Source organism: Marinomonas flavescens, from assembly GCF_004352835.1.
GTDB lineage: Bacteria > Pseudomonadota > Gammaproteobacteria > Pseudomonadales > Marinomonadaceae > Marinomonas > Marinomonas flavescens.
This window is the reverse complement of the sequence record NZ_SJSB01000008.1, coordinates 26,379-51,834: the sequence shown is the minus strand read 5'-3', so window position 1 is coordinate 51,834 and position 25,456 is coordinate 26,379. Positions and strand designations below refer to the sequence as shown.

Here is a 25,456-nt window from a genome sequence, read left to right as displayed (position 1 = left end):
AAGACTCTACCTAGTTAGTTTCCATACCGAAGGCCTTCCATAGGCCTTCACTTTTGACCTTCTGAACAGCCATTATCAGTGTGGCTTTTTTCCCCACTGATGCACCTGAAGCAGAAGAAGCTCTTAAGTTCCAGCGAGCTGAAGACACCTCGCCGTCACGATCCGTTAGCGTTCCCGCAAAAATCATATTCACCACACTCTGCCCAAACAAAGTGTCAGTATTAAAATGAGTAGAATATTTTATCGTGATATCACAAGTTCGACATCGGCCTATACGAAGCCCTTCATCCAATAAACTAGATTGAATAGCTTGGTTGATAGTTGTTTGAGAACCAATAAGCTGAACACTTGGTTTTCTTTTGGCTATTGCAAAATTAATCTCATCTTCAAGATGACTATTTTTTGTCTGATTCATTAGACCCGACCAAAATACCGCTAGTTGATCCCCGGTTCGTGCTACTGGGATAAGAGCTTTGGCTTTTAGCCACCACTGAAAAGGATTATCTTGCTTATCTGATAATAATCCACGGACATCACCGCTTATGGAGTCATACTGACGTGACCACTCCTTTGCTAAAGCAGCACGATCTACCCTGATAAGAGTAAGGGTATTATTTCCCGAAACAGCCGTTTTAAGTGTTTCATAATGACTAAGAGAAACCGTCGCGACAGACGATTTAAGCTGTCGGTCAACGTAGTCATCCATCGCTACATTTGTTTCTTGGGTTCTTCTCGAAAGAGAGGCACTAATTTCTGTCTTCAATTTTCCCGCTATATTTGCTAAAGCTTGCTGGGTAGCTTGGCTTAAGTTGTAACCTTCACCCGCCCCATATATCCATTGCTCGCTGTCTGCCTGCGGTGACGTCCACCAGTCAGGCGCCGACTCTTTCATACTTTGACATGCAGTAAGCAATAAACTAAGTGCCAAAAATAAAAAAAACCTCATAGTTGGTCCTTAAAATAAACGGCATATTCATAACGGGTAAGCAACATATCAGCTGCGGTAGGTGCATCTATATCACCAATAACAAAGACATTTGGTCGAATGTCATTTCGTAATTTTTTCAGTAATATTTTGATGTTGGTTTTATTAGATTCAAGAAGTGCTTTATCTAGGTCACCTATTGTCTGTTTATTAACCGATATAGATTTTTTGGACTCGGAGTACTCAGCACCATAACCTACATAAGCTAGATATTCATTCAAGAACAACCCCGCTCGGCCTAATGAATGAGACTCCATGTAATAAGTAATATTAGCGCTGTCTAGGCGAAATTCATCAAAGTTGTCTGCGTACTTAGAGTAAGAAAACGAACCCAATTTGAGTGTTGAAAATGGCAAGGACGGATCAAAAGCACTATTCAAACTAACTACTTGATATGCAATAATGCGTTTTTTTTGAGTAGCAACAGCTAGAATGTATTTACGGTCTGTATAGTATCGATATTCAAGATTAGGTGCCGTCGTAGAATGCTTTATGACTTTAGCAATGCCAAAAGTTTGTTCCATAAAATCTAGGTTGCCACCAAACTTCACATTATCCAGGTGAGAAAATTCAACATTATTTGTGAAGTTACTAATACCACTATCGTAGACTTCAGTTAATAGCTCTTTTGTATCGTTCCATGATCCAAAAGAGATCATTACAGAGGCAATTAAAACAGTAATAGCCTGTGCACGCTTATAAAAAGAAGTTTTTTGAGTAGAAGGCTGATACATTTTTGTGTAAACATTCCGTGTTAATTTGTAAGTATTCCGAATTAAACTACATTTACGTTTCACAAATCAACACAAAACTAGGGTTTAATTGACTAAATTGTCATTTTTTTACTTAAAAAATAGCAATTAAAACAATTAGTTTTGATCAGACTCAATTTATTAGGAATTTTGATTGATGAGCTATAGCACTACAACACTAGAATGTTGACTTGAAAAAATAACGTACTAAGCGTTTACAAAGATTGGCAAAGACAACACAACTTAGAGTTATAAATTTAGCTAAATAACCAAATTCATATGACATTTTTAAAAAAAATGTTGTTATTTAAATCACAAAAAAACCTCGAACTGGTCGTTAATTGAGCTAAAAAATGACATCAAAGATCATATATTACTTAAATATGCACTTTGATCCCTATAACCTACATGCAATGCACTCACATTAAGTAGATCCACTTTTTAGTCTGTATCTATGGTTATAGCATGTTTAGTAAAACGTAAAAGTACCGTTACTTTTTTCCATTTTTATGAGATGAATAATATTAAATTATGTATTCAAAAAAATTTACTGGTTCCTCTTATCACACGTATCCTCAATAGCACCTCATACCCTTCTTAAATAACCTCGAAATATCCATAAATTCTTCAAACATCTTTCTGCACATTAAGTTCTTATTTTACTTATTGACAGTCGAAACCTAGATTGCGATGATTTAATTGCCTATGCATTAGTTGCATAGACAAGTAAATTTAATTTTAGTCACAAGGTTAGTCATGCTGCCAAAAAATCACTCAATAGATGAAACGCTGTTGACCAATCTTGGCTTTTTGTTAGGTAAAAGCGCTCAAATAAAAGATCGCTTTCTCGACCAATATTTAGCCGTAGAAGAAATAACGTCAAGCCAAGTCAAAGTTCTGTTTACTCTTTTTTTTAATAAAAATCAGCGATCCTCTGACATAGGCAAAGCGCTCAATGTCGACAGCAGTGCAATCACTCGCATGCTCGATCGTTTAGAGAAAAAAGACCTCATTAAAAGAATGGCTGACCCAAACGATCGTCGATCGACATTAATAGAGTTAACAGACAAAGGTAAGACAGTGGCATCTCGAGCCATTCCTTTAGCTAATAATGCGATTGATAAATTAACAGAATGCTTAAGTGCTAAAGAAAAACAAAACTTACAACATTGCTTAAGCAAAATTGTAGATGCTTTTCTATCCGATGAATTTCCTATATGTAATAAAGAGGACGCTAAATGTTAAAGCTGGCAAAAGTCACAACCTATGTGTCGCTGTGTCTCCTCTATGGTTGCGCGCCACCTTCCAGTATTAAAACGCACAATACGCTGGCAGATAAATCAATCGCCGCTCACGCAAGTAACTTAGAAACAAAAAGACTGTATTCTGCGAATTGGCCAACACAATCTTGGTGGCTATCGCTAGAAGATACTCAACTTAATGAGCTCATTGCACAAGCACTAAAACACAGCCCTGATATTCAATTAGCTAATGCAAAGTTAGAAAAAGCCTCTGCTTTTGTAATGGCGGCAGACAGTAAGTTTGATCCTGCCATTTCAGCTAATGCGGGCGCCACTCGTTCTCGCCTATCAAGATCCGAAGATTACACCTATCAAGGAAGCCAATATGGCACCCTTTATAATCTTGGTCTAAACATGAGCTACTCTTTTGATTTATGGGGAGGCAATAAAGCCGCCTGGATCGCAAGTGTGAACGGTCAAAAAGCAGCGGTGATAGATCATCAATCTGCAAAAATCAATTTGTCATCCGCGATTATTCGCACCTATATTAAGTTAGCAAACGCCTATTCACTTGAAGATCTTGCAAAAGAAGACCTTAAACGAACCCAGCGCATTGTTGGGATCACTCAAAAACTATTATCAAGCGGTTTGACGTCAGATGACCGCCTCTATACAGCACAAAGCAATGAAGCATCGTCAAAACAAAAATTGAAACAACGAATTTTGACGGTTCAGCTATTAAAAAATGCTTTAGCAACATTAATTGGACAAGGCCCTGATATCGCCCAAAAGATTCATCGTCCAAGCATCCATATGGGGTCAAAGCTAAACCTACCTCAACAGCTTCCTGCTAATTTAATGTCACACAGGCCTGATATTGTTGCCGCAAAATGGCGTATTGAAGCGGCGAGCAAAAACATTAAAGTTGCCAAAACCCGTTTTTATCCTAATGTGAACTTAAATGCCAGTGCTGGCTTTAAAGCGGTATTAGGAGATTCAATGTTTGGTGAGCCAAGTCGTTCTTGGAGTGTTGGCCCAGCAATTTCTTTGCCTTTATTCTCTAAAGGACTAAAAGCAAATTTGATTGATCAAACCGCCTCTTATGATGCCGCTGTCGCACAATACAACAAGACGATATCAAAAGCATTTGGTGACATAACAGACAGTGTTTTAACCATTAAGTCGGTCAAAAGACAATTAAAAGACGCACAGCAAAGCGTTCTATTAGCGTCTAAAAGCTATGATATCACTGAAAAGCGCTACCAATCCGGAGTCGGCAGCCAACTAGAGGTTTTGCTCATTGAAAACCAATTATTGCAAGCAGAATCAGCACTAACTCTTTTGAAAAATCAACAGCAAGAACAACAAGTTGCTCTTATTGAAGCCCTAGGTGGCGGTTTTTGGGATGGTCAAACGGCCACAGTCTCTAAAAATTAATGGTGAATAATACTATGCAAAACAACGACGAAAACACAGTGGTACCAAATACAAGCAAACGTAAGAAAAGCCTAATAATCCTTCTCGTCATTATCGTATTAGGCGCAATTGGAATAAGTGGATATTACGAAACATATGTTGTTGGCAATCAAACAACAGAAGATGCTTATGTTAAAGGCAATATCGTTTCTATCACACCAGAGACTACCGGTACCGTAACGCACATCACGGTTGATGATGGAGATTTTGTAAAAAAAGGTCAGGTATTGGTTCGTTTTGATGAAGCAGATGCCGACATTGCTTACGAGGATACCAAAGCAAAATTGGCTCAAGCGGTACGCCAAGTAAGAGCCATGTTTAATCATGTCGCTCAAGCAGAAGCTGTGGTAGATGCACAAAAAATCACCTTGCATAAAGTTCAAAAAGACTATGATCGTCGTAAAACCATGGTCAAATCTGGGGGCTTATCTCGTGAAGAACTAAGTCATGCAAAAGATATGGTCGATTCTGCCAAAAAACAGCTTGCGGTATCCATTGAGCAATTAAGAGCACAACAATCAATGATATTTGGCACAACCGTTGAGACCCACCCTATCGTTAAATCGGCGATTGCTAATGTAAAACAAGCGTATCTAACTCGACAACGCACAAGAATCGTTGCGCCTGTCACCGGTTATGTGGCTCGTAGACAAGTACAACTGGGACAGCGCGTTTCACCAAACTCTACACTAATGGCGGTTGTTCCTCTTAATGAAGTATGGGTTGATGCGAATTTCAAAGAAACACAGCTAAATGACATGCGTCTAGGTCAACCAGTATCGTTAATCAGTGACCTATATGGCGATGACGTTGTCTTTCACGGCACCATCGAAAGCTTAGGCATTGGTACTGGCAGTGCATTTTCTATCCTACCCGCACAAAATGCGACGGGAAACTGGATCAAAATTGTTCAACGCCTTCCTGTGCGCATTAAGTTAGATGTTAATGATCTTGCTGCACACCCTTTGCGTGTTGGTTTATCGATGAATGTTGACGTAGACACAAGCAGCACCACGGGCAAATTATTATCGACAACTAGCCCTAAAAAACCTCGCTTTGAAACCGACGTTTACCAAAAAACAATGCAGGGCGTGGAACAGGTTATTAGTCAAATAATTAATGATAATGATGCTCAAAACCATGCCTCTACGAACAAGTAATAAGGGCTTTCTATGAGTCAACAAGAAGGGTTTCGCCCCGCTAATATGGCTCTGTGTGTATTCGCCATCGCACTGGGCGTGTTTATGCAAGTGCTGGATACCACCATAGCAAATGTATCTTTGCCTACAATTTCAGGCAATATGGGCGTAAGTTTTAACCAAGGAACATGGGTGATTACCTCTTTCACCGTTTGTAACGCAATAGGCTTACCTATCACCTCTTGGTTAAGTCGGCGCTTCGGTGAAGTACAGCTTTATACTGCGGCCTTATTAAGCTTTATTACTACCTCATTCTTATGTGGTATCTCACAGAATATGGCTGAGTTAGTTATATTTCGTGCTTTGCAAGGTTTATCGGCCGCACCACTTTTCCCAATGAGCCAAGTACTCTTAATGTCTATTTTTCCGAGAGCAAAACGCGGGATGGCATTAGCGTTAATTGGCATGGTTGCCGTTGTTGGACCCATCGTTGGACCAATATTGGGCGGCTGGCTAACCTATAATTACAGCTGGCCATGGATTTTCTTCATTAACATTCCTGTAGGGATTTTCTCGATTGTTGTCATTTTAGCGCAACTAAAAGAGCGCCCTCATCAGAAAACCAAACCTAAACTAGACATTATAGGGCTTAGTGCCATGGCTCTCGGTGTCGGTGCATTGCAGATTGTATTAGACAAAGGCAATGATTTGGATTGGTTTTCCAATGTGTGGATCATCGCTGGTGCTATTTTTGCTGCCATCATGTTGATATTTATGATTATTTGGGAGTTAACTGACGAGCATCCTGCGATCAATTTACGTTTATTTGCTAATCGTAATTTTTGCATTGGTACTATTTTGCTGACCTTAGGCTACGCCGGTTTTTTCAGCATAAATCTCATTCTTCCTCAATGGATGCAAGCTCAATTAGGCTATACCGCCTTATGGGCTGGTTTAGCGGCAGCACCAATGGGTATTTTGCCGCTTGTTATGTCTCCGCTACTGGGTAAGTTTGGGCACCGATTAGACATGCGTTGGCTCGCAGCCGGTTCATTTGTAGTGATTGGCATAAGTTGCTATTTACGAGTCCAGTTTAATTTGAACATAGACTTTGCCACTATTGCTCTAATTCAATTATTCATGGGGATAGGCATTGCACTGTTCTTCATGCCAATGACAACCATTCTAATGTCTGACCTTAATGGTCCAGATATAGCAGACGGAGCATCGCTTTCTACCTTTGTGCGTACATTAGGTGCTAGCTTCGCGTCCTCCCTTACTGCATGGATGTGGACTCGTAACTCAAGTATTCACCACTCAGTCTTGAGTGAGCAAATATCACCTTACAACCCACTTGTCTCTCAACAACTACAACACCCAACGACAGAAAGCCTAATGAGCTTTAACCAGACAGTTACGGAGCAAGGCTTAATGATGTCGACCATTGACCTATTTACCATACTGATGGTTATGTTCTTACTACTAACGCCTTTTATTTTCATAACGAAAAAAGCCATCGGGGGACATTAGACAGAGAGATACGTCGGCTAAGCCTCACACAACCACCTTCTTGAAATCAATTAAGCCTTTTGCTCATTAATCGGAGCAAAGGGCTTATACCGCACCCTTTTTAATAACCTTTCTTAATGTATGTAACTTACTGATATTGTTATTTAAAATACAAAAAAATGCCTATTTTATTAAAGCAGAAGATTATAGAAAGAACAATTTAAACCGATCACTAGAGGCTAGTGGCACAAAGGCGGTCTATTTTATCACTGTCTTTGTGCCTGTATTGAGCTCATTAGAACGATAGCGGTTTCATCAGTTTGACGCTTATCGCACTTTCTTCTATAAGTTCAAAAACTTTAGGGCGAACATCGTTCGTCCACCAGTCATTGTATGTTTCTTTATATACTGCTTGGCGATCTTCTTCACTGTCGAATTCACGCATCCAAACAAAAAAATCAACGCCATTATCATCTTGATAATGACTAGTATTAAGAATCCTCATTCCTTTAGACCGTTGGTATGGCAAAAGCTCATCTCGCATCCAATTCAGCCATTGCTCTGTTTTTCCTGGTTTGATTTGATATTCACGCAGTTCTACAATTTTCAAAATTCAACCTTATATGTCAAAATTCAGTTTTATGCTTAAGAAAAAACTTTATCAAAATCAATACTATTTTATTAGTGCGCCACTATCATTTCCTAACTAGCTGCAACATACAGCGCACTAATATGACTGATTCTTATTGAGCTTTGCTGTTCAAATTCCAGTCGTAATTTAAAAAATCAATTTTTAAAGATTTACTTTTCAGCTTGTCTATTTCACTTTGAGCCAACGATAAATCACTTGCATGAGCGATTAAAAAATCTTCTAAAGAGTGATAACCATGCCAGCCTTTTTCGAAGTCTTCTCGATACCATTTAAAAATAGAGGACAACTCAAGAGTACCGCCATTAATATGATTCCTACTACGATCTTCCAAGAAAAGGCGTGTTTGTTGATTTAACAGACTATCAACATTGTCACCCTGATAAGCTTGGTTCGCTAATGCAGGACAACCAATGCTGGCACAGTTAACCGCAAAATGAATACGCGGATCATCATAGCGACCAGACCCTCGAATAAGCTTATGCTCAATATTATCCAATGAACGCTTTTCACCTAATAGAGGAATAAACTTCTTACTCCATGGCGAACTAAACAAGCTGCCTAGATCTTTAATGGACTCAAGATCAGGCCATTTGGTTAAAATCAGAGAAACAGTCCACGCGTTATAAGCATTGATAAGAAACGCTAATTGATCATTTTTAGGCCAAGCATCGAACTGCTCTCGCTTAACCTTTGATAGCTGTGCCAAGTAATCATTCAGCTGAGCCTTATTATCAGAAAAACCTTGATAATCTACCTCGCTAGCCTGGCCACCATCAATTAAATACACATTTTGCTGTAATAGGTTATTCCACTCTTTATGATCAAATTCAGCCGCGTTAGCAATAGCACTTTGCCACCCTAATAAAACAAACAGTAAGAATAGTATTTTTTTCATGATCTTAGCCTCGAAACCTTGCGAATAAGCTCTATTAAGGAACTCGTAAATGGTAGTGATTAGACGTCATACACCATTCATTTATTACAAATTAATTTTGAGGGCCTTAATTTTTATCGTCACATAGCGGATGTCACCCTTAAAAATCAGACACTCAATCCAGCCGATGATTATCGTAATAATTGACGAGCTTTATCTAGGTAGTCGAGTATTTCTTGCTTATGGTCTCCCAATTCAATTTTCAAAGACGTGCTTGAACGGACAATCAACTGCGTAGGTAAAATCAACTGTCGATAACCCTCGCCTTCTACTGTCTCTTGGGGTTCAAGCAATAATTTTACAGCCTGCTGCCCTAACTCGACGAAACTTTGCCCTATTGTGCTTAAAGGGGGTGTAAAAAAAGCACTGTCATTAATGTTATCAAAACCGACAACTGACACTTGCTCAGGCACACGAATACCAAATTCATTCAAAGCACATAAGACACCAAGCGCCATTTGATCATTCGCAACAAGGACGGCATCAAACTCTCGTTTTTTCGCAATTTGCTCTCGAATCGATAAATAACCACTTTGTGCATCCCAATCACCCTCGTAGGTTGCAACCACCTCTTTCTGACTCTTGCTTAACTCATCTACCCAACCTGCATATCTCAATGTTGAGCCGGTAGATTCTTTAGGCCCTGTTATCAATACAAACTGTGACCGCTTGCAGGCCAGCAAATGTCTGACCGCACTTTTAGCCCCTTCTGTGTGCTCAGCGCACACATAATTGACCTTGGTATTTTCAGGGACATCAATAAACATAAAGTTAAGTTGCTGAAATTGGTGCACCAACTCTTCAGCCATAAATTGGGTTAAAGGAACATTGACAACGATATAGTCAACCTGCTGCGAAAGCAGCTCTCTGATTTCATCTTTAATACGTTCAAAATTATCACTGTCAACAATGGAAAGGACTGTTCCGTAGCCATTATCGTGAGCTTGTTGACGCACCCCATTTACAATTAAGGCAACGCCATGCAGCGCGATATCAAGAGAGACAATACCCAATGTTTTAGATTTACCTCGGCTAAGCATTTGCGCGCTTTTATTGGGTATATACCCTAACTCTTTAATGGCTTTATTGACTTTTTCTCGAGTCAAATCAGTAACATTATCGGCCCCATTTGTTACTCGCGAAACCGTTTGTGTCGAAACTCCAGCTAACGTTGCGACGTCTTTAAATGTCACCGCCATTTCAATGATCCCTTTATCAGTTAAAACTCAAACTTGATTCTTGAAAGATACCATAACACAAAAAATGTTATCGAAAACATAGCGTAAACATTTTAAAACATCTTATAAAAAACAAAATATGTCTAATATCGAACAATTTATATCAATAAATATTAGTAATTGATCATTTATTTTCGTTTTGCTACTCTCCCCCATCAATTTTGACAAGACCTTATAAATATAAATATTTACGCAAACATAGAGAGCAAAACTATGGATCAATTTATTCATTTAACCAGTCTCAATGATAGCTGCATCATCAAAGTGGATCGCGTACCCGAGATAATTCATTGGGGCGCACGTATCTCTCAGATTGATGCTGATCTATTGCTTTCTACTGAACGACCTATTTCCCAGGCCCGCCTTGACGTCGATATTCCCTTGTCTTTATGTCCAGAATTGGGCAGTGGTCATTTCAATGCACCCGGAATTGAGGGTCATCGCGTTGGTGCTGACTGGGCTCCGGTATTTCATACAACACACATTGACTCAGACCAGCACAAAGCCATTTTTACCCTACAAGACGACATTGCTAAACTTGAAATGGTCATTGAAGTTTTGCTAGACAATGATTCCGACGTACTCCAAAAGCGTATTACGGTTCGCAACATTTCTGCTGATAGCTACACATTGAATAAACTCGCCCTGACACTGGCGCTTCCAAGCCACGCAAACGAGCTACTTACCTTTCGAGGACGCTGGTGCCAAGAATTTCAAACGCAGCGCCAAGCATTTGATCATGGCGGCTTTATGCAAGAAAACCGTCGCGGTAGAACATCTCACGAAAACTTCCCAGGTATATTTGTTGGCGCTCAAGGCTTTAGCGAACAACAAGGCATGGTATGGGGCTTTCATTTAGGCTGGAGTGGTAACCACCAACTCCGTGCTGATGTGAAAAGCGATGGTCGTCGCTTTGTACAAGCCGGCGAACTATTGCTTGCTGGAGAAGTACAATTAGACAAGAACGAAACGTACCAAACACCTTGGCTATATGGCGTATACAGTAACCAAGGCCTTAACGGCATTTCAGAACGTTTTCATAAATTCATACGAAATAATATTTTATCCTTCCCGACCAAAAAACCTAGACCTGTGCACTTGAATACCTGGGAAGGCATTTACTTTGACCATGACCCTGACTACATCATGAAGATGGCAAGCGAAGCCGCTCAAATGGGTGTAGAGCGCTTTATCATTGACGATGGCTGGTTCATCGGCCGAGATCACGAGCGCGCGGCGCTGGGAGATTGGTACTTAGACGAAAAGAAATACCCTAAAGGTTTAGAACCTGTCATTGACCATGTTAATGCACTGGGCATGGAATTCGGTTTATGGGTTGAACCAGAAATGGTCAGCCAAGATTCTAACTTATTCCGCAACCATCCAGATTGGGTACTTGGGCTGCAAGGCTATCAGCAACCGTCAGGTCGTTGGCAATATGTTTTGGATTTGCAAAATCCAGAGTGCTTCCAATACCTTTATGACAGACTCAATGATTTACTAACTCGTTATAACATCAGCTATCTAAAATGGGATATGAACCGTGAGCTTGTTCAGCCAGGCCATCAAGGTAAAGCTGCGGTTCGTGGCCAAACACTGGCCTTGTATAAACTAATTGATGATTTGACTGCCACGCACCCTACGGTGGAGATCGAGTCTTGCTCATCTGGCGGCGGTCGAATTGACTTTGAAATTTTAAAGCGAACTCATCGTTTCTGGGCATCAGATTGCAACGATGCTCTAGAGCGTCAAACCATCCAACGTGGCATGAGTTACTTTTTTCCACCAGAAGTAATGGGGGCACACATTGGCCCAGGCGAATGTCACTCCACTAATCGTCGTCACAGCATCAATATGCGCGGTGTGACAGCGTTAGGCGGTCACATGGGCGTCGAGCTAGACCCAGTAAAAGAGACAGCAGAAGAAAAACAAGCTTTTGCTCATTACATTCAACTGCACAAAGAATATCGCCACTTACTTCATTCTGGCCGTGCTTTTCGGATCGATTCGCCCAATAAAAATCAATATATCCATGGCGTAGTTGGAGCAAACGAACAAGACAAAGAGGAACTTCTGATCACAGTCTGTCAATTAGCCATGCCTGAACATGCATTGCCTTCACCACTGAGAATCAGTTACGTAGACCCTAATGCGCGCTATCAATTAAAAATAGTGGAGATGCCAAAAACCAGCTTCCAGCTCATGAAACAAGCCCCAAAATGGCTCGATAGAACGCTAGAGCTTAGTGGCGACAATTTAAGAGAGATCGGCATTACGTTACCTATTTTGGACCCAGAGTCAGCTCTGATTGTTCACCTAAAAAAAATATAAAAAATCACGGTCAATAAAATTAGACCCTACCTAAAAAACACATCAGCGAAGCACTAGGAATTAAACTCACATTACTAGTGCTTCGCTGATGTGAATAAAGAAAGGAAAAGACTATGTCCATAACGGTATTTTTATCGTTTTTATTATTTACTGGCTTTGTAGTGATATTCACTTACAGCAAGGTAAAACGAGATAAGCATCACTCTGGAGAAGGATTCTTTTTAGGCGGCAGGAGCCTTACTGGTGGATTGATCGCCAGTTCACTCATTCTAACCAATCTCAGCGCCACAAGTTTTGTCGGTATGAGTGCGCAAGCTTATTCGAGTAATATGAGTGTTATGGGTTGGGAAGTTGCCTCAGGTGTAACCTTAGTAATTATTGCTCTACTACTGATCCCGCGCTACTTAAAGCAAGGCATCACCACAATTCCCGACTTTTTAGAAAGTCGCTATGACATGTCAGTCAAAAAGTTTGTAACGCTATTATTTCTTTGCCAATACGTTATTAATATTTTGCCTACCACGCTTTATGCTGGCGCTGTCGTCATCACCCAAATTTTTGACGTTAAAGGCTTACTGGGAATAACACAGTTCCAATCAATTGCCTTAATTTCTGCCGCCATTGGTCTATTAGGGTTCTTTTACGCCATCTACGGTGGTTTAAAAGCCGTGGTCATTGCCGATACCATCAATGGTATTGGCCTTGTCATTGGTGGCTTCATGATCCCTATTTTTGGCTTAATTGTATTAGGTCACGGTAGTTTCAGCGCTGGTTTAGACACACTTCTCACGTCAGCGCCTGAGAAACTTCAATCAGTAGGCACAGACAAAGACCCTCTTCCATTCTCCACATTGTTTACTGGCTTATTGTTAGTGAATCTATATTACTGGGGAACAGACCAATCGATAGTTCAACGTGTATTAGGGGCTAAAAACCTAAAAGAAGCACAAAAAGGCGTTATCGGGGCAGGTTTGATAAAGGTTATTACACCACTCATTCTTATTGTGCCTGGCATTATTGCGTACCATATCTTTGGAGCAAATGCAGGTAATCCAGACGCCATGTACACTCGACTGGTAAACGAAGTGCTGCCTAAACCACTGGTAGGATTCTTTGTGGCCGTTATGTTTGGTGCCATACTGAGTACTTTTAATGGCGTATTAAACAGTTCAACCACCTTGTTTGCCCTAAATGTATATAAACCTTTATTTGGTAAAGGGAAAACAGACTTAGAACTAATAGGCAAAGGCCGTATCTTCGGCGTTTTCATTGCCATTATTTCAATTTGTATCGCCCCTTTCATCATGTTTGCGCCAGAAGGTCTATTTCAGTATTTACAAATGGTGGCCGGCTTCTTTAGTGTGCCTATTTTCACCATTGTTTTTGTTGGTTATATTTCAAAACGAGTGCCAGCCATTGCCGCTAAAGTCGCGTTGGTTGTCTTTGTAACGTCTTATGCCTCTATGCAACTTATATTCAAAGTGCACCTTCACTTCTTACACCAACTCGCCATTTTATTCGTCGTTTGTACGGCGTTGATGTTTATTATTGGTTACTTTTATCCACGAAAAACCGACTATGTTATGCCCATTAACGAGTCCATTAATATAACCCCATGGGCCTTCAGGTTTGAAGCCTCTGCTGTTGTTATCTATATGGTATTAGGTGCTTACATTATGTTCTCTAATATTGGCTTTATGTCTGATGATCCTACCTACATGCAAACTTACGGTGTGTGTGGATTAGTGATGCTTGCCGGAATCGTCTTTCGTATCGTTAGACAGAGACAGCACCGAATAAACCAACCTCAGTAACGCTTTTTCTTGCTCTCCTAACGATTCACTTATACTCAAACGAAATATAAGTGAATCGTTACTCCCCTCCCCCGAACAAAAACAACCGCAAGCTGGATCATACCCTTAAGCAGATAAGCACACCGCAAGGGCTAAACGATAAGTTTAAAAAAGTATAAGCAAACCTTAAACTTACCTATGGTAAAGTACTATAAAAATGGTTCTGACTAATACAAAGAAGCTAAGGCAAAAAGCATATGGCTACTGTTAAAGATGTTGCGAAAGAGGCCAATGTTTCTATCGCTACAGTATCACGCGTCATCAATCACTCCCCTAAAGCGAGCAAAGCTGCTATTCAGGCGGTCACTGCCGCGATGAAAAAACTCGGGTATCGACCCAATGCTGCCGCCCGCGCACTAGTGAGCCAATCCACACAGACTATGGGCATCTTGGTGGGCGATGTATCTGACCCCTTTTTTGGCTCCATGGTAAAAGCAATCGATACGGTTGCCACCAAGCAAGGCAAGCACCTCTTGATTGGCAACGGTTACCATTCAGCAAAAAAAGAGCGCGAAACAATTGAATTATTAATAAATCAAGGCTGCGAAGCGCTGGTCATTCACAGTAAAAGCTTAACGGGACAAGAGCTAATTGCGTTTGCGGAAGAAATACCTGGGCTCGTACTGATCAATCGGTTTATTCCTGAAATTGCCAATCGATGTGTCGCTTTAGACAATCTAAAAGGCTCCTATCTCGCTACCGAATATTTGATTAAAAATGGCCACAAACAAATAGGTTATATCTGCTCTAATCATGACATTGAAGACACGGAGCAGCGCAAAGCAGGTTATTTACAAGCCTTAAAAGACAACAACCTGCCCCATTCAGAAAGCCACATTGAGTATGGTGCCCCGGATGAAGAAGGCGGCGAGCTAGCGATGACAAATTTGCTGGCCAAAGGATTACCTTTAACGGCCATTGCAACCTATAACGATTACATGGCTGCTGGCGCTCTATCTGCTTTAGAAGATAACAACATTGCCGTACCAGCACACATGTCTATTATTGGTTTTGATAACGGCCTCATTGCCAAATACCTACACCCGAAGCTGACAACAGTTCGCTACCCTATTCAGATGATGGCTGAAAAAGCCGCGATGCTTTCTCTAACACTAGCCAATAAAGAAGAGCAAAAAGCCGCTACCATGATATTCGTACCCACTCTGGTTAAACGCTTATCTGTGATCCCTTTTTCAGCAAATTAACCTCTGCATTTTGGTTTCAGCTTGGCACACAAAGCAAAGTTACCGTCTTTAAAAATAAAAAAGCCCTTTTTTAAAAAGGGCTTTTTACTAAACAAACTTACCGATTTACAATAAAAAAGAAACGTTAGAATTTCATTTTTTTATCTTCAATTTTCACACCTTGGGTTGGCATGCCGGTATCGTAATCTCTTACGACAGGAGAGTAACCATCATTTGGTCGAGGTCTAAAAGACCCCATCCAACGAGGCTTAGCGTCTTTACGCCACGCTCTCATAGACCATTGATAAGACCTAAATGGATCTCGAATCTCATCCATATAATCCATCAACTCGTCGTGCATTTGATTACGAATAGACGCATATTCTGGATGATCAATGAGGTTGTTCATTTCATTTTTATCATTGACTCGATCATAAAGCTCATCACTGGTGAATAAATTAATCACCAATTTGAAGCGTGGAGTGATCCAACAACGCACAGGGATAAAGCCACCAAAACTATCATGCTCAACTTCGTAACGATTAAATTCAACCATTACGTTACGATCATTATCTTGTTCAATAACGCTGATTAACTCACCACCCGGCAGCATATCAGGCTGCTCGATGTTAGCCAGATGCATCATAGTCGGAAGAATATCAATATGACTAACCGGTGTGTTTACTTGGGTTCCCGCAGAACCAAATACGCCAGCCTGTCTTGGCGGACGAACAATCAAAGGAATGTTAGTAATGTCGTCATACATAGCAGCGCCTTTACTAACTAGCTTATGCGCGCCCATCATTTCGCCGTGATCTGAGGTATAAACCACCCAGGTATTTTCAATTTCACTTTGATCTAAATGATCAATTACTCGACCAATTTCATCATCAACGAAGTCGTTACAAGCAAAATACAGCGGGTGATGATAAAGACCTTTGTCATCGACTGGAGATCGCATAGCCTCTGACCATAGTTTGTGATGTTCTGGTTTATTCTCTAGATCATCAAACGCTTTAGGGCCAAGATCATAGTAGAAATCTTGGTATTTTTTCAAATATTTAGGCGGACAAGTAAAAGGATGATGAGGCTCATCATAAGACAACACCATCAAAAATGGTTGTTCAGATTCAGCTGACTTTTCATCAAGGTAATTTATTGCTCGATCGCTGATTCGATGCGCCCAAGTAAAGCTTTCATCAATATGGTTAGCTTCTAAATCTTCAACTGAATTTAAGCCGTTACGCCACAACGCGATCTGTTTGTCACTTAAATCTGCTAAATAATTGGCGCCATCGTACCAATAATTTTCATTCCACTCTGGAGGACATATACCTGTCCCATAATAATCATGACCATCAAGATGCCACTTTCCGACATAGCAAGTTTGATAACCGGCGTCTTTAAAATAACGCCCCATTGTAGAAATATTTTTACCTGGTGCAATATTATTTGACCAAGGTCCAGATTGATTGGAATAGATCCCTGTAAACAAGCCGGCTCTTGCAGGAGTACAGACAGGAGAACAGGTATAAGCGGAATTAAAACGCACACCCTGCGCCGCTAAAGCATCAATATTATTAGTGTTAAGTGGTTTGCCACTATAACATCCAACCATATTGGTCGCCTGAGTATCTGTCATAATTAGAATAATATTAGGTTTTTTCATTGTCACTCCTGAGTGCATTTAACTGAGAAAACAAGAGATTGACCCATTAAAAGCCATAATAGCTGCGACTTTTAATGGGCAATAAAAACAATCTCTTACAGTGTAAAGTAACGATTACTTTTCTGAGATAGTCAGCTTTTTATATACTTTGTAAATAACATACATAAATCCTAAGCCAACAGCGGTTACCAAAATAACCTTAAAGATAGAACCAGTAGGCGATGTTAATCCAAGAGGGGAAAACGCAGCATAAAGAAGAATAAAGGCAAAAACCAATACCCAGCCTGCCAATTTACCATGCTTCCAAGGAGTCACATTGACCATTTGCGCATCTTTTTGAACATAAGGCTTATCTAATGGTTTGATATAACGAACAACCGTCATAATAAGCAGCATAAGAACTAGATTTAAACCAACCAAATTTAGCCAATGCAGCTTTATAAAACCTAAATCATCATGAAATACGAAATGCGCTGTATAAAAGAAAACCATACCGAACACTAAGCCAATATAACCAGCAATAGCAGGGGCTCTTTTCGATAACACACCCATAAGGATAACAGCAAAAATAGGTACATTAATGACCGCCATTATCGTTCTCATCAAGGTATACAAACTATCAGATGTCGCGATAAACGGTGCAATAATGATACAGATAATGATGGTCGCAATACCAAACAGACGACCAATTCGCACTGTCTGTGCATCGGTAGCATCAGGTCTAATTAGTTGTTTATAGATATCTAAACTAATGATTGTCGAAAGACTGTTTACACCACTATTAAACGAACTCAATACCGCACCAAATAATGCAGCACCAAAGAATCCAGTCAACCAAGTAGGAAGTACTTCACGTACCAAAATTGGGTATGACATATCGCTATTCAGGATGTTCGTGGTGACGCCATCAACAACTTTGAAAGGAATGTCAATCATACCGCGTTGAAACATATGCCACGCAATAATTCCAGGTAACACAAGCATGACAACGCCAATGATTTTTAGCGCCCCGGCGGCCAATACACCCTTTTGGCCTTCTGCTAAATTTTTAGCGGCAAAAGCACGCTGAACAATGGCTTGGTTGGTACACCAATAAAACAAGTTAATGATGATCACACCAGAAATCAGACCGTGCCACGGAACATTAGCACTATCAGTTAAGCCTACCGCATCCATACGCTGTGGAGCATCTGCTAGAAGAATTGAAAAACCATCTCCAATACTGCCTGAACCCAATTGATACAAACCAATAGCAGGCACTAACATACCAGCAAGAAGCAAGCCGATACCATTAACCGTATCCGAGACTGCAACGGCTTTTAGACCACCAAACACAGCATAAATACCGCCAATCACACCGATTAATATCACCATAATCCAAGTGGTGGCATAATCTGACGTACCGAACAATTGACTAACATTGAAAAGCTTTCCGAGCGTAATCGCGCCGGCATAAAGCACAAATGGCAAAAAGCCAATGACGATGGCATAGATAAAAATCGCAGAAGATACGACCCTCATACGCTTGCCATAACGCAACTCTAAAAATTGAGGAACCGTCGTAATCCCAGACTTGAGATAACGAGGCAGAAAAACGAAAGCAAGAATGATTAAGGTTAATGCTGAAGTGGTTTCCCACGCCATGACGTTAGCACCGTTAGCAAACGCGTTTGCATTCAAACCTGTTAATTGCTCAGCTGAGATATTAGTAAGGAACAAAGACCCTGCTATCACATACCAAGGTAAGCTCCGCCCTGCAAGGAAGTAACCATTTTCAGTATTTAGGTTGTCTTTCCTTGTTTTTATATACGAAATTACTGCAACCAGTGCAGTAAAAAAGACAAAAGACATTAAAGTAAACATCTTGATCTCCACCTTCTTATTATTGGATTTATATGAGGTGCATAAAATAAATAACGACTCTATTTATGCTAAGCAGATTGCGCAGACAATTTTAAGTTAAAAATCATCGTTAATAGCTGCTATCATCGAATTTTACTTAAGTAACAACATAAATGAATGGAATGAATGATCATTTGCATGTAAAAAACGAAACAACATTTAACATCCCTATCGTCATAAATAACACGGTAGCTTCCAGTGGCATCACCCTATTGGCCTTATGGAACACCTTGGCAGACAAAAACTATCAGGTTGAATGGCCTAAGGATCGTCTACGCCCTCTGCTTGAAGGCAGCGTCATTGCGCTGTACACAAAACAAGGTCACGGTGAAATAGAGCTGTCTACTGGGGAAGTGATACAGCTAGAGGGAAGTACTGTCATTTTTCTGCACCCTACTACAATCCGTAGTTACCGTTGCAAAGGCCTGATCTGGGAAGTCTTCCTGATGGAGTTCATTCCTAATGGCGCAATCAACCTAATCTACGACCACCTAATAACACTGACAAACAATGAATTCTTTCATAGGGAAATGACAGATATTGTTGAGCTATTTCAGAAAACGGAATCAACCTATCGACATCTGGCGACTGCCAGTTTAACCAAAACCATTTATCACTGGCTCGCATTAAGCAAAGTCAGCGAGCAAGATAAGAACCTAAAAAAAGTCCAGGAAGTCATTACTCAAATACATCTGAATATGACAAAAAAATGGACGGTAAAAGAAATGGCTGAAATTGCAGAATGTACAGAACAACACTTAAGAAAAATGTTTTTAAAGTATACTCAACAGTCCCCTAAAGAATATTATTTAAATACTCGACTTACCGCATCAAAATCACTTATAAAATATAAAAACTATACTGTTAATCAAGTGGCTTCAGAATTTAATTTCTACGATGCATTCCATTTCAGTAAAGCCTTTAAAAATAAATTTGGCTTCCCCCCATCGAAAACAAAAAAATAATATCAATTAGATTAAAACAAAATACTTTTTCAAAAATATTTTATTTAATATTAATCAACAAAACCTTAAAAATAAAAACTTCAATCTATTTTTATTATAACCTCAGTCATAACTTTTAGATCTACCTACAAGACAAATAACTTATATCCAAGAGAAAAATAAAACCAATCTTATAAAACAAGGTGTACAAATATAAAATGCTGCTGCATAATTAATTTTTATTTAATAATAAAACAGCTATAAGTTTAAATTTAATAGGATCTACCTATGCAAAAAACACCTAATATATTGGTATTTATGACAGATCAACAACGCGGAGATTCACTAACTAACCCGTTGATAAAAATGCCAAATATGCGCGCTCTTATGAAAGATGGCTTACATTTTGAAAATACACATTGCCCATCCCCACATTGCTGCCCATCACGAGCCACCTTCTTTACAGGCCAGTACCCAACTGAACATGGCGTCTGGAACAATGTTTGCGTACAAAACACTTTATCCGATCGATTGAACCCTGGAACAACCTTATTCTCAGAGTCTTTTGCAAAGCAGAACTACTACTTAGGGTATTCTGGCAAATGGCATGTCAGCTTCAAAACAGGCCCTGAAGATCATGGTTTTGAAGAAAACTATGTCACTTCAAATAAAAACACCAAGCCAGACGAAGCAACAGCACATATGAGTGCAGGCTGGGAAGTCTATAAAAAACTAGCAGAAACCCTAGACGAAAATACAAATGCTCCCAGAGCAATGGGGCAGATAAAACGTCCGGGATATCCAACCTACAATCACTACGGCATGAAAGAAAATCCGTTCAATGACCTTGATGTCGTAAATGCTGCAATCGAAAAATTAAAAGAAATTCCAGAAGACGGACAACCATGGATGTACTATATAGGGACTCTAGGTCCACACGACCCCTATTTTGTACCGCAACGCTTTTTAGATATGTATAAAGACGTCGATATTGAACTTAGCGACATTCATTTTGATGATCTGCAGGATAAGCCTCATTTATATCAACGAACTCAGAAAGCGTTTAACCAATTAACAGTAGCAGAGAAAAAAGACGCCATTCTTCACTATATGGCCTTTTGCACCTACGAAGATTATTTATTCGGTTTGGTAATAGAAACGATTAAAAAACGAAATGACTTCGATGACACTCTAATTTTACTCACCAGTGATCATGGTGATTACAATGGAGAGCACGGCCTATGGTGTAAGGGATTGCCCGCCTTTAAAGGTGCATATCATATTCCTGCGATTATTAGCTGGAAGAATGGCATTAAAAATCCTAATCGAACAATTTCTGAGCCAGTTTCTCTTGCTGATTTTGCTCCTACATTTTTAGAACTTATTGGTGAAGACACCCCAACCCTGACAGGTAAGAGCCTAGTGCCTTTCATTAATGACGAACAACCAGAAAAATGGCGAGAGTATTCATTTACTCAAACCAATGGTAATGAAATATATGGCATTCAAAGAGCGGTATTCAGTGATAAATGGAAGCTTGTTTACAACTCGTTTGATCATGATGAGCTTTATAACCTAGAAGATGATCCTGACGAATTGGTAAATCTAGCTAGCAATGACAAGTATGATTCTATTAAAAAAACACTGTACATAGAATTATGGTCTTTTGCTGAGTCTGTTAATGATAAGTGCTTAAACCCTTATATCATGGTTGGACTCGCTGCATATGGCCCCGCCTATGCTTATAAATAATACGAAGCGATCATAAACAACACTGTAGGTTCAAGAACTTAACTTGCTAAGTTCTTGAACCTTACACATCACTATGATTATTTATCTGTATTTTTTGATAAATGTGCTCACAATCAAACATCTGATACAAACAATCGACACAAAGCCCTTTCATACATAAACAGCACTCGTTTATTCTAAATTGATAACATAAAGCAGGATTACTTAATGAATCTAAATGATATAAAACAAAAAAATATAGATGTATCCTCTCATGGAATATTACCCAATACAGACATAACTTTAAAATTAAGCGAAATATTAACATCAATCGAAGGCATGGATAATGCAACCTTAGACTTTCCCAAAGGGATCTATAAGATATCAAGAAAGTATGCATTCGAAAGCTATAAAAATATTGCAAACCATGATGACGGCCTAAAACGAATTGCTTTTTATATAAAAAACCTGAATGGCCTAACTATCAACGGAAATGGTTCATCATTCATTTTTTATGATGAGGTCATCCCATTTGCAATTGAAGACTCTAGCAATGTAACGCTTAAAAACTTTAGCGTTGATTTCATCATGCCATTTCATTCTGAGTTAGAAGTTGTATCATCTGATTTGGATAAAAAAAGCTTTACGGCAAAAATAAACGCAGAACTTTACCCTTATAAAATTGAAAACAACCAAATTCTATTCAAACGTTTTGAACAATGGGTTCAAGTTGGACAAAACATTGTGTTTGATAAGAAAACCACAGCCCCTATTTTAAACGCACACCTTTACGAGACGAAAAACTACCCACATGCCATTGACCTTGGTAATGATCTGGTAGAATTTTCACAACTTGGAGACAATGCACTGCCTATCCCTGTCGGTGGAATTTGGATCACTTATGGCGAAAGGTCATTGAACAGGAATATTCCTGGGATACATATTATTGATTGCAAAAATATTATTTTAGAAAATATTACCATCCATACCGCTGGCGGCATGTCTCTCATTGTCGAACGGACAGAAAATATTAAAGTTTCTCACTATAGCGTCACCCCTTCCCATGATCGCATTGTATCTACACGAGCAGATGCAACTCATTTCATGAACTGTAAGGGCGATATTATTGTTGAAAACTGTCAACTAGATCATATGCTTGATGATGGAATTAATGTCCATGGCGCTTATGTAAATATTGATTCTTATATTGGTAATAATACGTTTTTAGCATCCATAAGCCATTTTCAACAAGAAGGGATAGTGTTTGCAGATCCTGGAGACAAGGTAGCCTTCACCAAAAAAGAGACCATCTCTTCTTTTTTTGAAACGACAGTCAAAGAAGTAAAAGCGATTAATAGCAAGGTCTTTTTGATAAGCTTTACTGAAATACCAGAAGAGTTGCCATCATTCGAGATGACATTAGAAAATTTAACCTGGCAGCCTAATGTTATCTTCAAAAACAACACCATTGAAAAAAATAGAGCCCGTGGCGCTTTAACAACAACCAAAGGGAAGGTTGAAATCACAGATAACTATTTTAATAATCAAATGCACAGTGTTCTTTTAGTTGGAGATAATGACTTTTGGTATGAATCAAGCGGTACTCAAGATGTCACTATCCGTAACAATGTATTTGATCAAGTAGGATTTTCAGACATAAACGCATATCCTTTGTATGCATTAGTGAAGTTAACAGAAAATCAGAAACACGGTATCAAACCATATCATGGACACATCTCATTTATAGATAACAAAATTAATAGCCTTAATGGACTGCTTGCGTACTCAAGCTCCGTGGGCAGCTTAACAATTGAAAATAATAGCATCACATCGACCTCAACCACTTCAGAGACTATCAGCGAATCCCCTACGATAAATCTGATTTCTGTTAACAGCGCCTCTATTAAAAACAACCAATCGGTTAACTTTATAACGCCACGATTAATTAAAAGAGAAAAAGTTAACAACTTGATCAACGAAAGCAATATTGGTTTTAATTTAATTTAATCAACTCATCACCAAACAGTATAAAATAGAGACATACAGTTACCATCTCTATTTTATACTGTTTAATAATATTCAGGCCTCATCACACTCTCTTCCTAAAAACCTACCCTTAAAAAATAAAAAAAATCTGTAATAGATATTTTTTTCCCATGAAAAATAAATCAATAAAGACTCAAACTCTGAATAAAACAATCCCATTACCTATTATAAAAACTAACCATCATTGAAAAAAACAATAGGCATAACTTTTAGTTCTATCCACGCAACTAATACCTTATATCCATAAAAATTTTACGGAATATTATTAAAAACATGGTATACAAATATAAAACACTACTGCATAATTAATTTTTCAAGATAATATAATTAAAAAAATAGATTTAATCTTTATAGGGAAATCACATGCTGAAGAAACCTAACATATTTGTCTTTATGACAGATCAGCAAAGAGGCGATACACTGACCAACCCTCTTATTAGCATGCCTAACATTCGCTCCTTGATGAAAGATGGCTTACATTTTGCCAACACTCATTGCCCATCTCCTCACTGTTGCCCATCACGAGCCACCTTTTTCACAGGCAAATATCCTTCTGAACATGGAGTATGGAACAATGTGTGGGTGCAAAATACATTGTCCGATAGACTAACCGCAGGAACTAAGCTGTTTTCTGAAAGTTTTGCAAAACAAGGTTACGAAATGTGGTTTTCAGGAAAATGGCATGTCAGCCGTGAAACAGGTCCTGAAGATCATGGATTTAAAGAAGCATTTGTTACCTCAAATAAATACTCAAAACCAAGTAAAGCAACAGCTCATATGAGCGCTGGTTGGGATGTTTATAAAGAACTTGCAAAAACAAGAGATGAAAATGAACGTACTCCTCGAAATACAGGACAAATAAAAAGAGCGGGATACCCTAATTTTAATCATTATGGAATTAAAGAAGATCCATTTAATGATCTTAAGGTAGTGAATACGACAATAGATAAATTGAGTGAGATCCCAGATAGTGGAGAGCCATGGGCTTACTACGTTGGAACACTTGGCCCACATGATCCTTACTTTGTACCCCAAAGATTTCTAGATATGTATGAAGATCTAGACATAGAGCTTACAGATATTCATTTCGATAACCTTCTCGATAAACCAAATTTGTATCAGAGAACTCAAAAAGCATTCAACCAATTAACAATAGATGAAAAGAAAGAGGCCATACGCCATTACATGGCATTTTGTACTTATGAAGACTATTTGTTTGGCTTAGCCTTGGATGAACTTAAAAAACGAAATGATTTTGATGACACACTCATTTTATTTACCAGTGACCATGGCGATTATAATGGTGAACATGGCCTTTGGTGTAAAGGCTTACCGGCATTTAAAGGCGCCTATCATATTCCAGCGGTTATCAGTTGGAAAAATGGCATTAAAAATCCAAACCGCACAGTTGATGAACCAGTGTCTCTAGCAGATTTTGCCCCCACTTTCTTAGACCTTATTGGTGAAGAATCATCAAACCTTACTGGAAAAAGTTTGTTGCCGTTCCTAGATGATAAAACTCCAGATAATTGGCGAAAATATTCATTCACCCAAACCAATGGTAATGAAATATATGGAATCCAAAGAGCCGTATTCAATGACAAATGGAAACTTGTTTACAACTCGTTTGATCATGATGAACTTTATAATTTGGAAACAGATCCCAATGAATTAATTAACCTTGCAAGAAATTTAAAATATGATGACGTTAAAAAATCCTTATATACGGAACTCTGGACTTTTGCAGAATCCGTTAAGGACAAATGCTTAAATCCATACATTATGGTAGGGCTAGCTGAATATGGCCCCGCATACGCATACAAATAAAAATAAATTTCAATCTAATATCATTAAACTATTTTTAGCAAAA

18 protein-coding genes are annotated in these 25,456 nt (G+C 39.1%); 11 read left to right on the top strand and 7 right to left on the bottom strand.

Features of this window, described 5'->3' with window-relative positions:
* Nucleotides 1-10: 10 nt before the first annotated feature.
* Nucleotides 11-946: an LPP20 family lipoprotein gene (locus E0D70_RS09820; RefSeq protein WP_133012111.1), complete on the bottom strand. Its 936-nt coding sequence runs from the start codon at nt 944-946 to the stop codon at nt 11-13.
* A complete protein-coding gene (locus E0D70_RS09815) occupies nt 943-1,719 on the bottom strand; it encodes an ETEC_3214 domain-containing protein (protein WP_133012110.1) in 777 nt (258 codons plus the stop codon). Before E0D70_RS09815 ends, E0D70_RS09820 begins: the two co-directional genes overlap by 4 nt.
* 774 nt (nt 1,720-2,493) lie before the next feature.
* On the opposite strand from E0D70_RS09815, the gene E0D70_RS09810 reads away from it, so the two are divergent.
* From E0D70_RS09810 to E0D70_RS09795, 4 genes are read left to right on the top strand one after another with little or no spacing between them, the layout of a single operon-like run.
* Nucleotides 2,494-2,982 carry a MarR family winged helix-turn-helix transcriptional regulator gene (locus E0D70_RS09810; protein WP_133012109.1) on the top strand — a complete coding sequence of 163 codons (489 nt, stop codon included), beginning with the start codon at nt 2,494-2,496 and terminating at the stop codon, nt 2,980-2,982.
* The gene (locus E0D70_RS09805) at nt 2,976-4,415 is read left to right on the top strand and encodes an efflux transporter outer membrane subunit (RefSeq protein ID WP_133012108.1); all 1,440 of its coding nucleotides are present in this window, start codon (nt 2,976-2,978) and stop codon (nt 4,413-4,415) included. Before E0D70_RS09810 ends, E0D70_RS09805 begins: the two co-directional genes overlap by 7 nt.
* Nucleotides 4,416-4,429: 14 nt before the next feature.
* Complete coding sequence (locus tag E0D70_RS09800) at nt 4,430-5,614, top strand: HlyD/EmrA/EmrK family protein (RefSeq protein WP_133012107.1); 1,185 nt, start codon at nt 4,430-4,432, stop codon at nt 5,612-5,614.
* A 12-nt stretch (nt 5,615-5,626) separates the two neighbouring features.
* Nucleotides 5,627-7,123, top strand: coding sequence for a DHA2 family efflux MFS transporter permease subunit (locus tag E0D70_RS09795; protein ID WP_133012106.1), 1,497 nt, complete (start codon nt 5,627-5,629; stop codon nt 7,121-7,123).
* Nucleotides 7,124-7,397: 274 nt separating this feature from the next.
* Here E0D70_RS09795 and E0D70_RS09790 read toward each other — a convergent pair whose 3' ends face one another.
* From E0D70_RS09790 to E0D70_RS09780, 3 genes are all read right to left on the bottom strand, one after another.
* Nucleotides 7,398-7,712 (bottom strand): NIPSNAP family protein, encoded by a 315-nt coding sequence (locus E0D70_RS09790; protein ID WP_133012105.1) that lies wholly within the window; start codon nt 7,710-7,712, stop codon nt 7,398-7,400.
* A gap of 133 nt (nt 7,713-7,845) precedes the next feature.
* Nucleotides 7,846-8,649 (bottom strand): DUF547 domain-containing protein, encoded by an 804-nt coding sequence (locus tag E0D70_RS09785; RefSeq protein WP_133012104.1) that lies wholly within the window; start codon nt 8,647-8,649, stop codon nt 7,846-7,848.
* A 170-nt stretch (nt 8,650-8,819) separates the two neighbouring features.
* Nucleotides 8,820-9,887 (bottom strand): LacI family DNA-binding transcriptional regulator, encoded by a 1,068-nt coding sequence (locus E0D70_RS09780; RefSeq protein ID WP_133012103.1) that lies wholly within the window; start codon nt 9,885-9,887, stop codon nt 8,820-8,822.
* 252 nt (nt 9,888-10,139) lie between these two features.
* Between E0D70_RS09780 and E0D70_RS09775 the strand changes: the two genes are divergently transcribed.
* From E0D70_RS09775 to E0D70_RS09765, 3 genes are all read left to right on the top strand, one after another.
* On the top strand, nt 10,140-12,257 hold the full coding sequence (locus E0D70_RS09775; RefSeq protein WP_133012102.1) for an alpha-galactosidase: 2,118 nt from the start codon (nt 10,140-10,142) through the stop codon (nt 12,255-12,257).
* A gap of 113 nt (nt 12,258-12,370) precedes the next feature.
* The gene (locus tag E0D70_RS09770) at nt 12,371-14,071 is read left to right on the top strand and encodes a solute:sodium symporter family transporter (protein ID WP_133012101.1); all 1,701 of its coding nucleotides are present in this window, start codon (nt 12,371-12,373) and stop codon (nt 14,069-14,071) included.
* A gap of 236 nt (nt 14,072-14,307) precedes the next feature.
* A complete protein-coding gene (locus E0D70_RS09765) occupies nt 14,308-15,315 on the top strand; it encodes a substrate-binding domain-containing protein (protein WP_133012100.1) in 1,008 nt (335 codons plus the stop codon).
* Nucleotides 15,316-15,439: 124 nt separating this feature from the next.
* Here the strand turns inward: E0D70_RS09765 and E0D70_RS09760 are convergent, their stop codons facing one another.
* Both E0D70_RS09760 and E0D70_RS09755 read right to left on the bottom strand, forming a co-directional pair.
* Complete coding sequence (locus E0D70_RS09760) at nt 15,440-16,963, bottom strand: sulfatase-like hydrolase/transferase (RefSeq protein WP_133012099.1); 1,524 nt, start codon at nt 16,961-16,963, stop codon at nt 15,440-15,442.
* 114 nt (nt 16,964-17,077) lie between these two features.
* Complete coding sequence (locus tag E0D70_RS09755) at nt 17,078-18,826, bottom strand: solute:sodium symporter family transporter (RefSeq protein ID WP_133012098.1); 1,749 nt, start codon at nt 18,824-18,826, stop codon at nt 17,078-17,080.
* A gap of 152 nt (nt 18,827-18,978) precedes the next feature.
* On the opposite strand from E0D70_RS09755, the gene E0D70_RS09750 reads away from it, so the two are divergent.
* The 4 genes from E0D70_RS09750 (at nt 18,979) to E0D70_RS09735 (ending at nt 25,413) form a co-directional block, all read left to right on the top strand.
* On the top strand, nt 18,979-19,830 hold the full coding sequence (locus E0D70_RS09750; RefSeq protein ID WP_133012097.1) for a helix-turn-helix transcriptional regulator: 852 nt from the start codon (nt 18,979-18,981) through the stop codon (nt 19,828-19,830).
* A 267-nt stretch (nt 19,831-20,097) separates the two neighbouring features.
* Nucleotides 20,098-21,561: a sulfatase-like hydrolase/transferase gene (locus tag E0D70_RS09745; RefSeq protein WP_133012096.1), complete on the top strand. Its 1,464-nt coding sequence runs from the start codon at nt 20,098-20,100 to the stop codon at nt 21,559-21,561.
* Between the two features lie 207 nt (nt 21,562-21,768).
* On the top strand, nt 21,769-23,547 hold the full coding sequence (locus E0D70_RS09740; protein ID WP_133012095.1) for an alpha-1,3-galactosidase-related protein: 1,779 nt from the start codon (nt 21,769-21,771) through the stop codon (nt 23,545-23,547).
* Between the two features lie 402 nt (nt 23,548-23,949).
* A complete protein-coding gene (locus E0D70_RS09735; protein WP_133012094.1) occupies nt 23,950-25,413 on the top strand; it encodes a sulfatase-like hydrolase/transferase in 1,464 nt (487 codons plus the stop codon).
* The last annotated feature ends 43 nt before the right edge of the window (nt 25,414-25,456 follow it).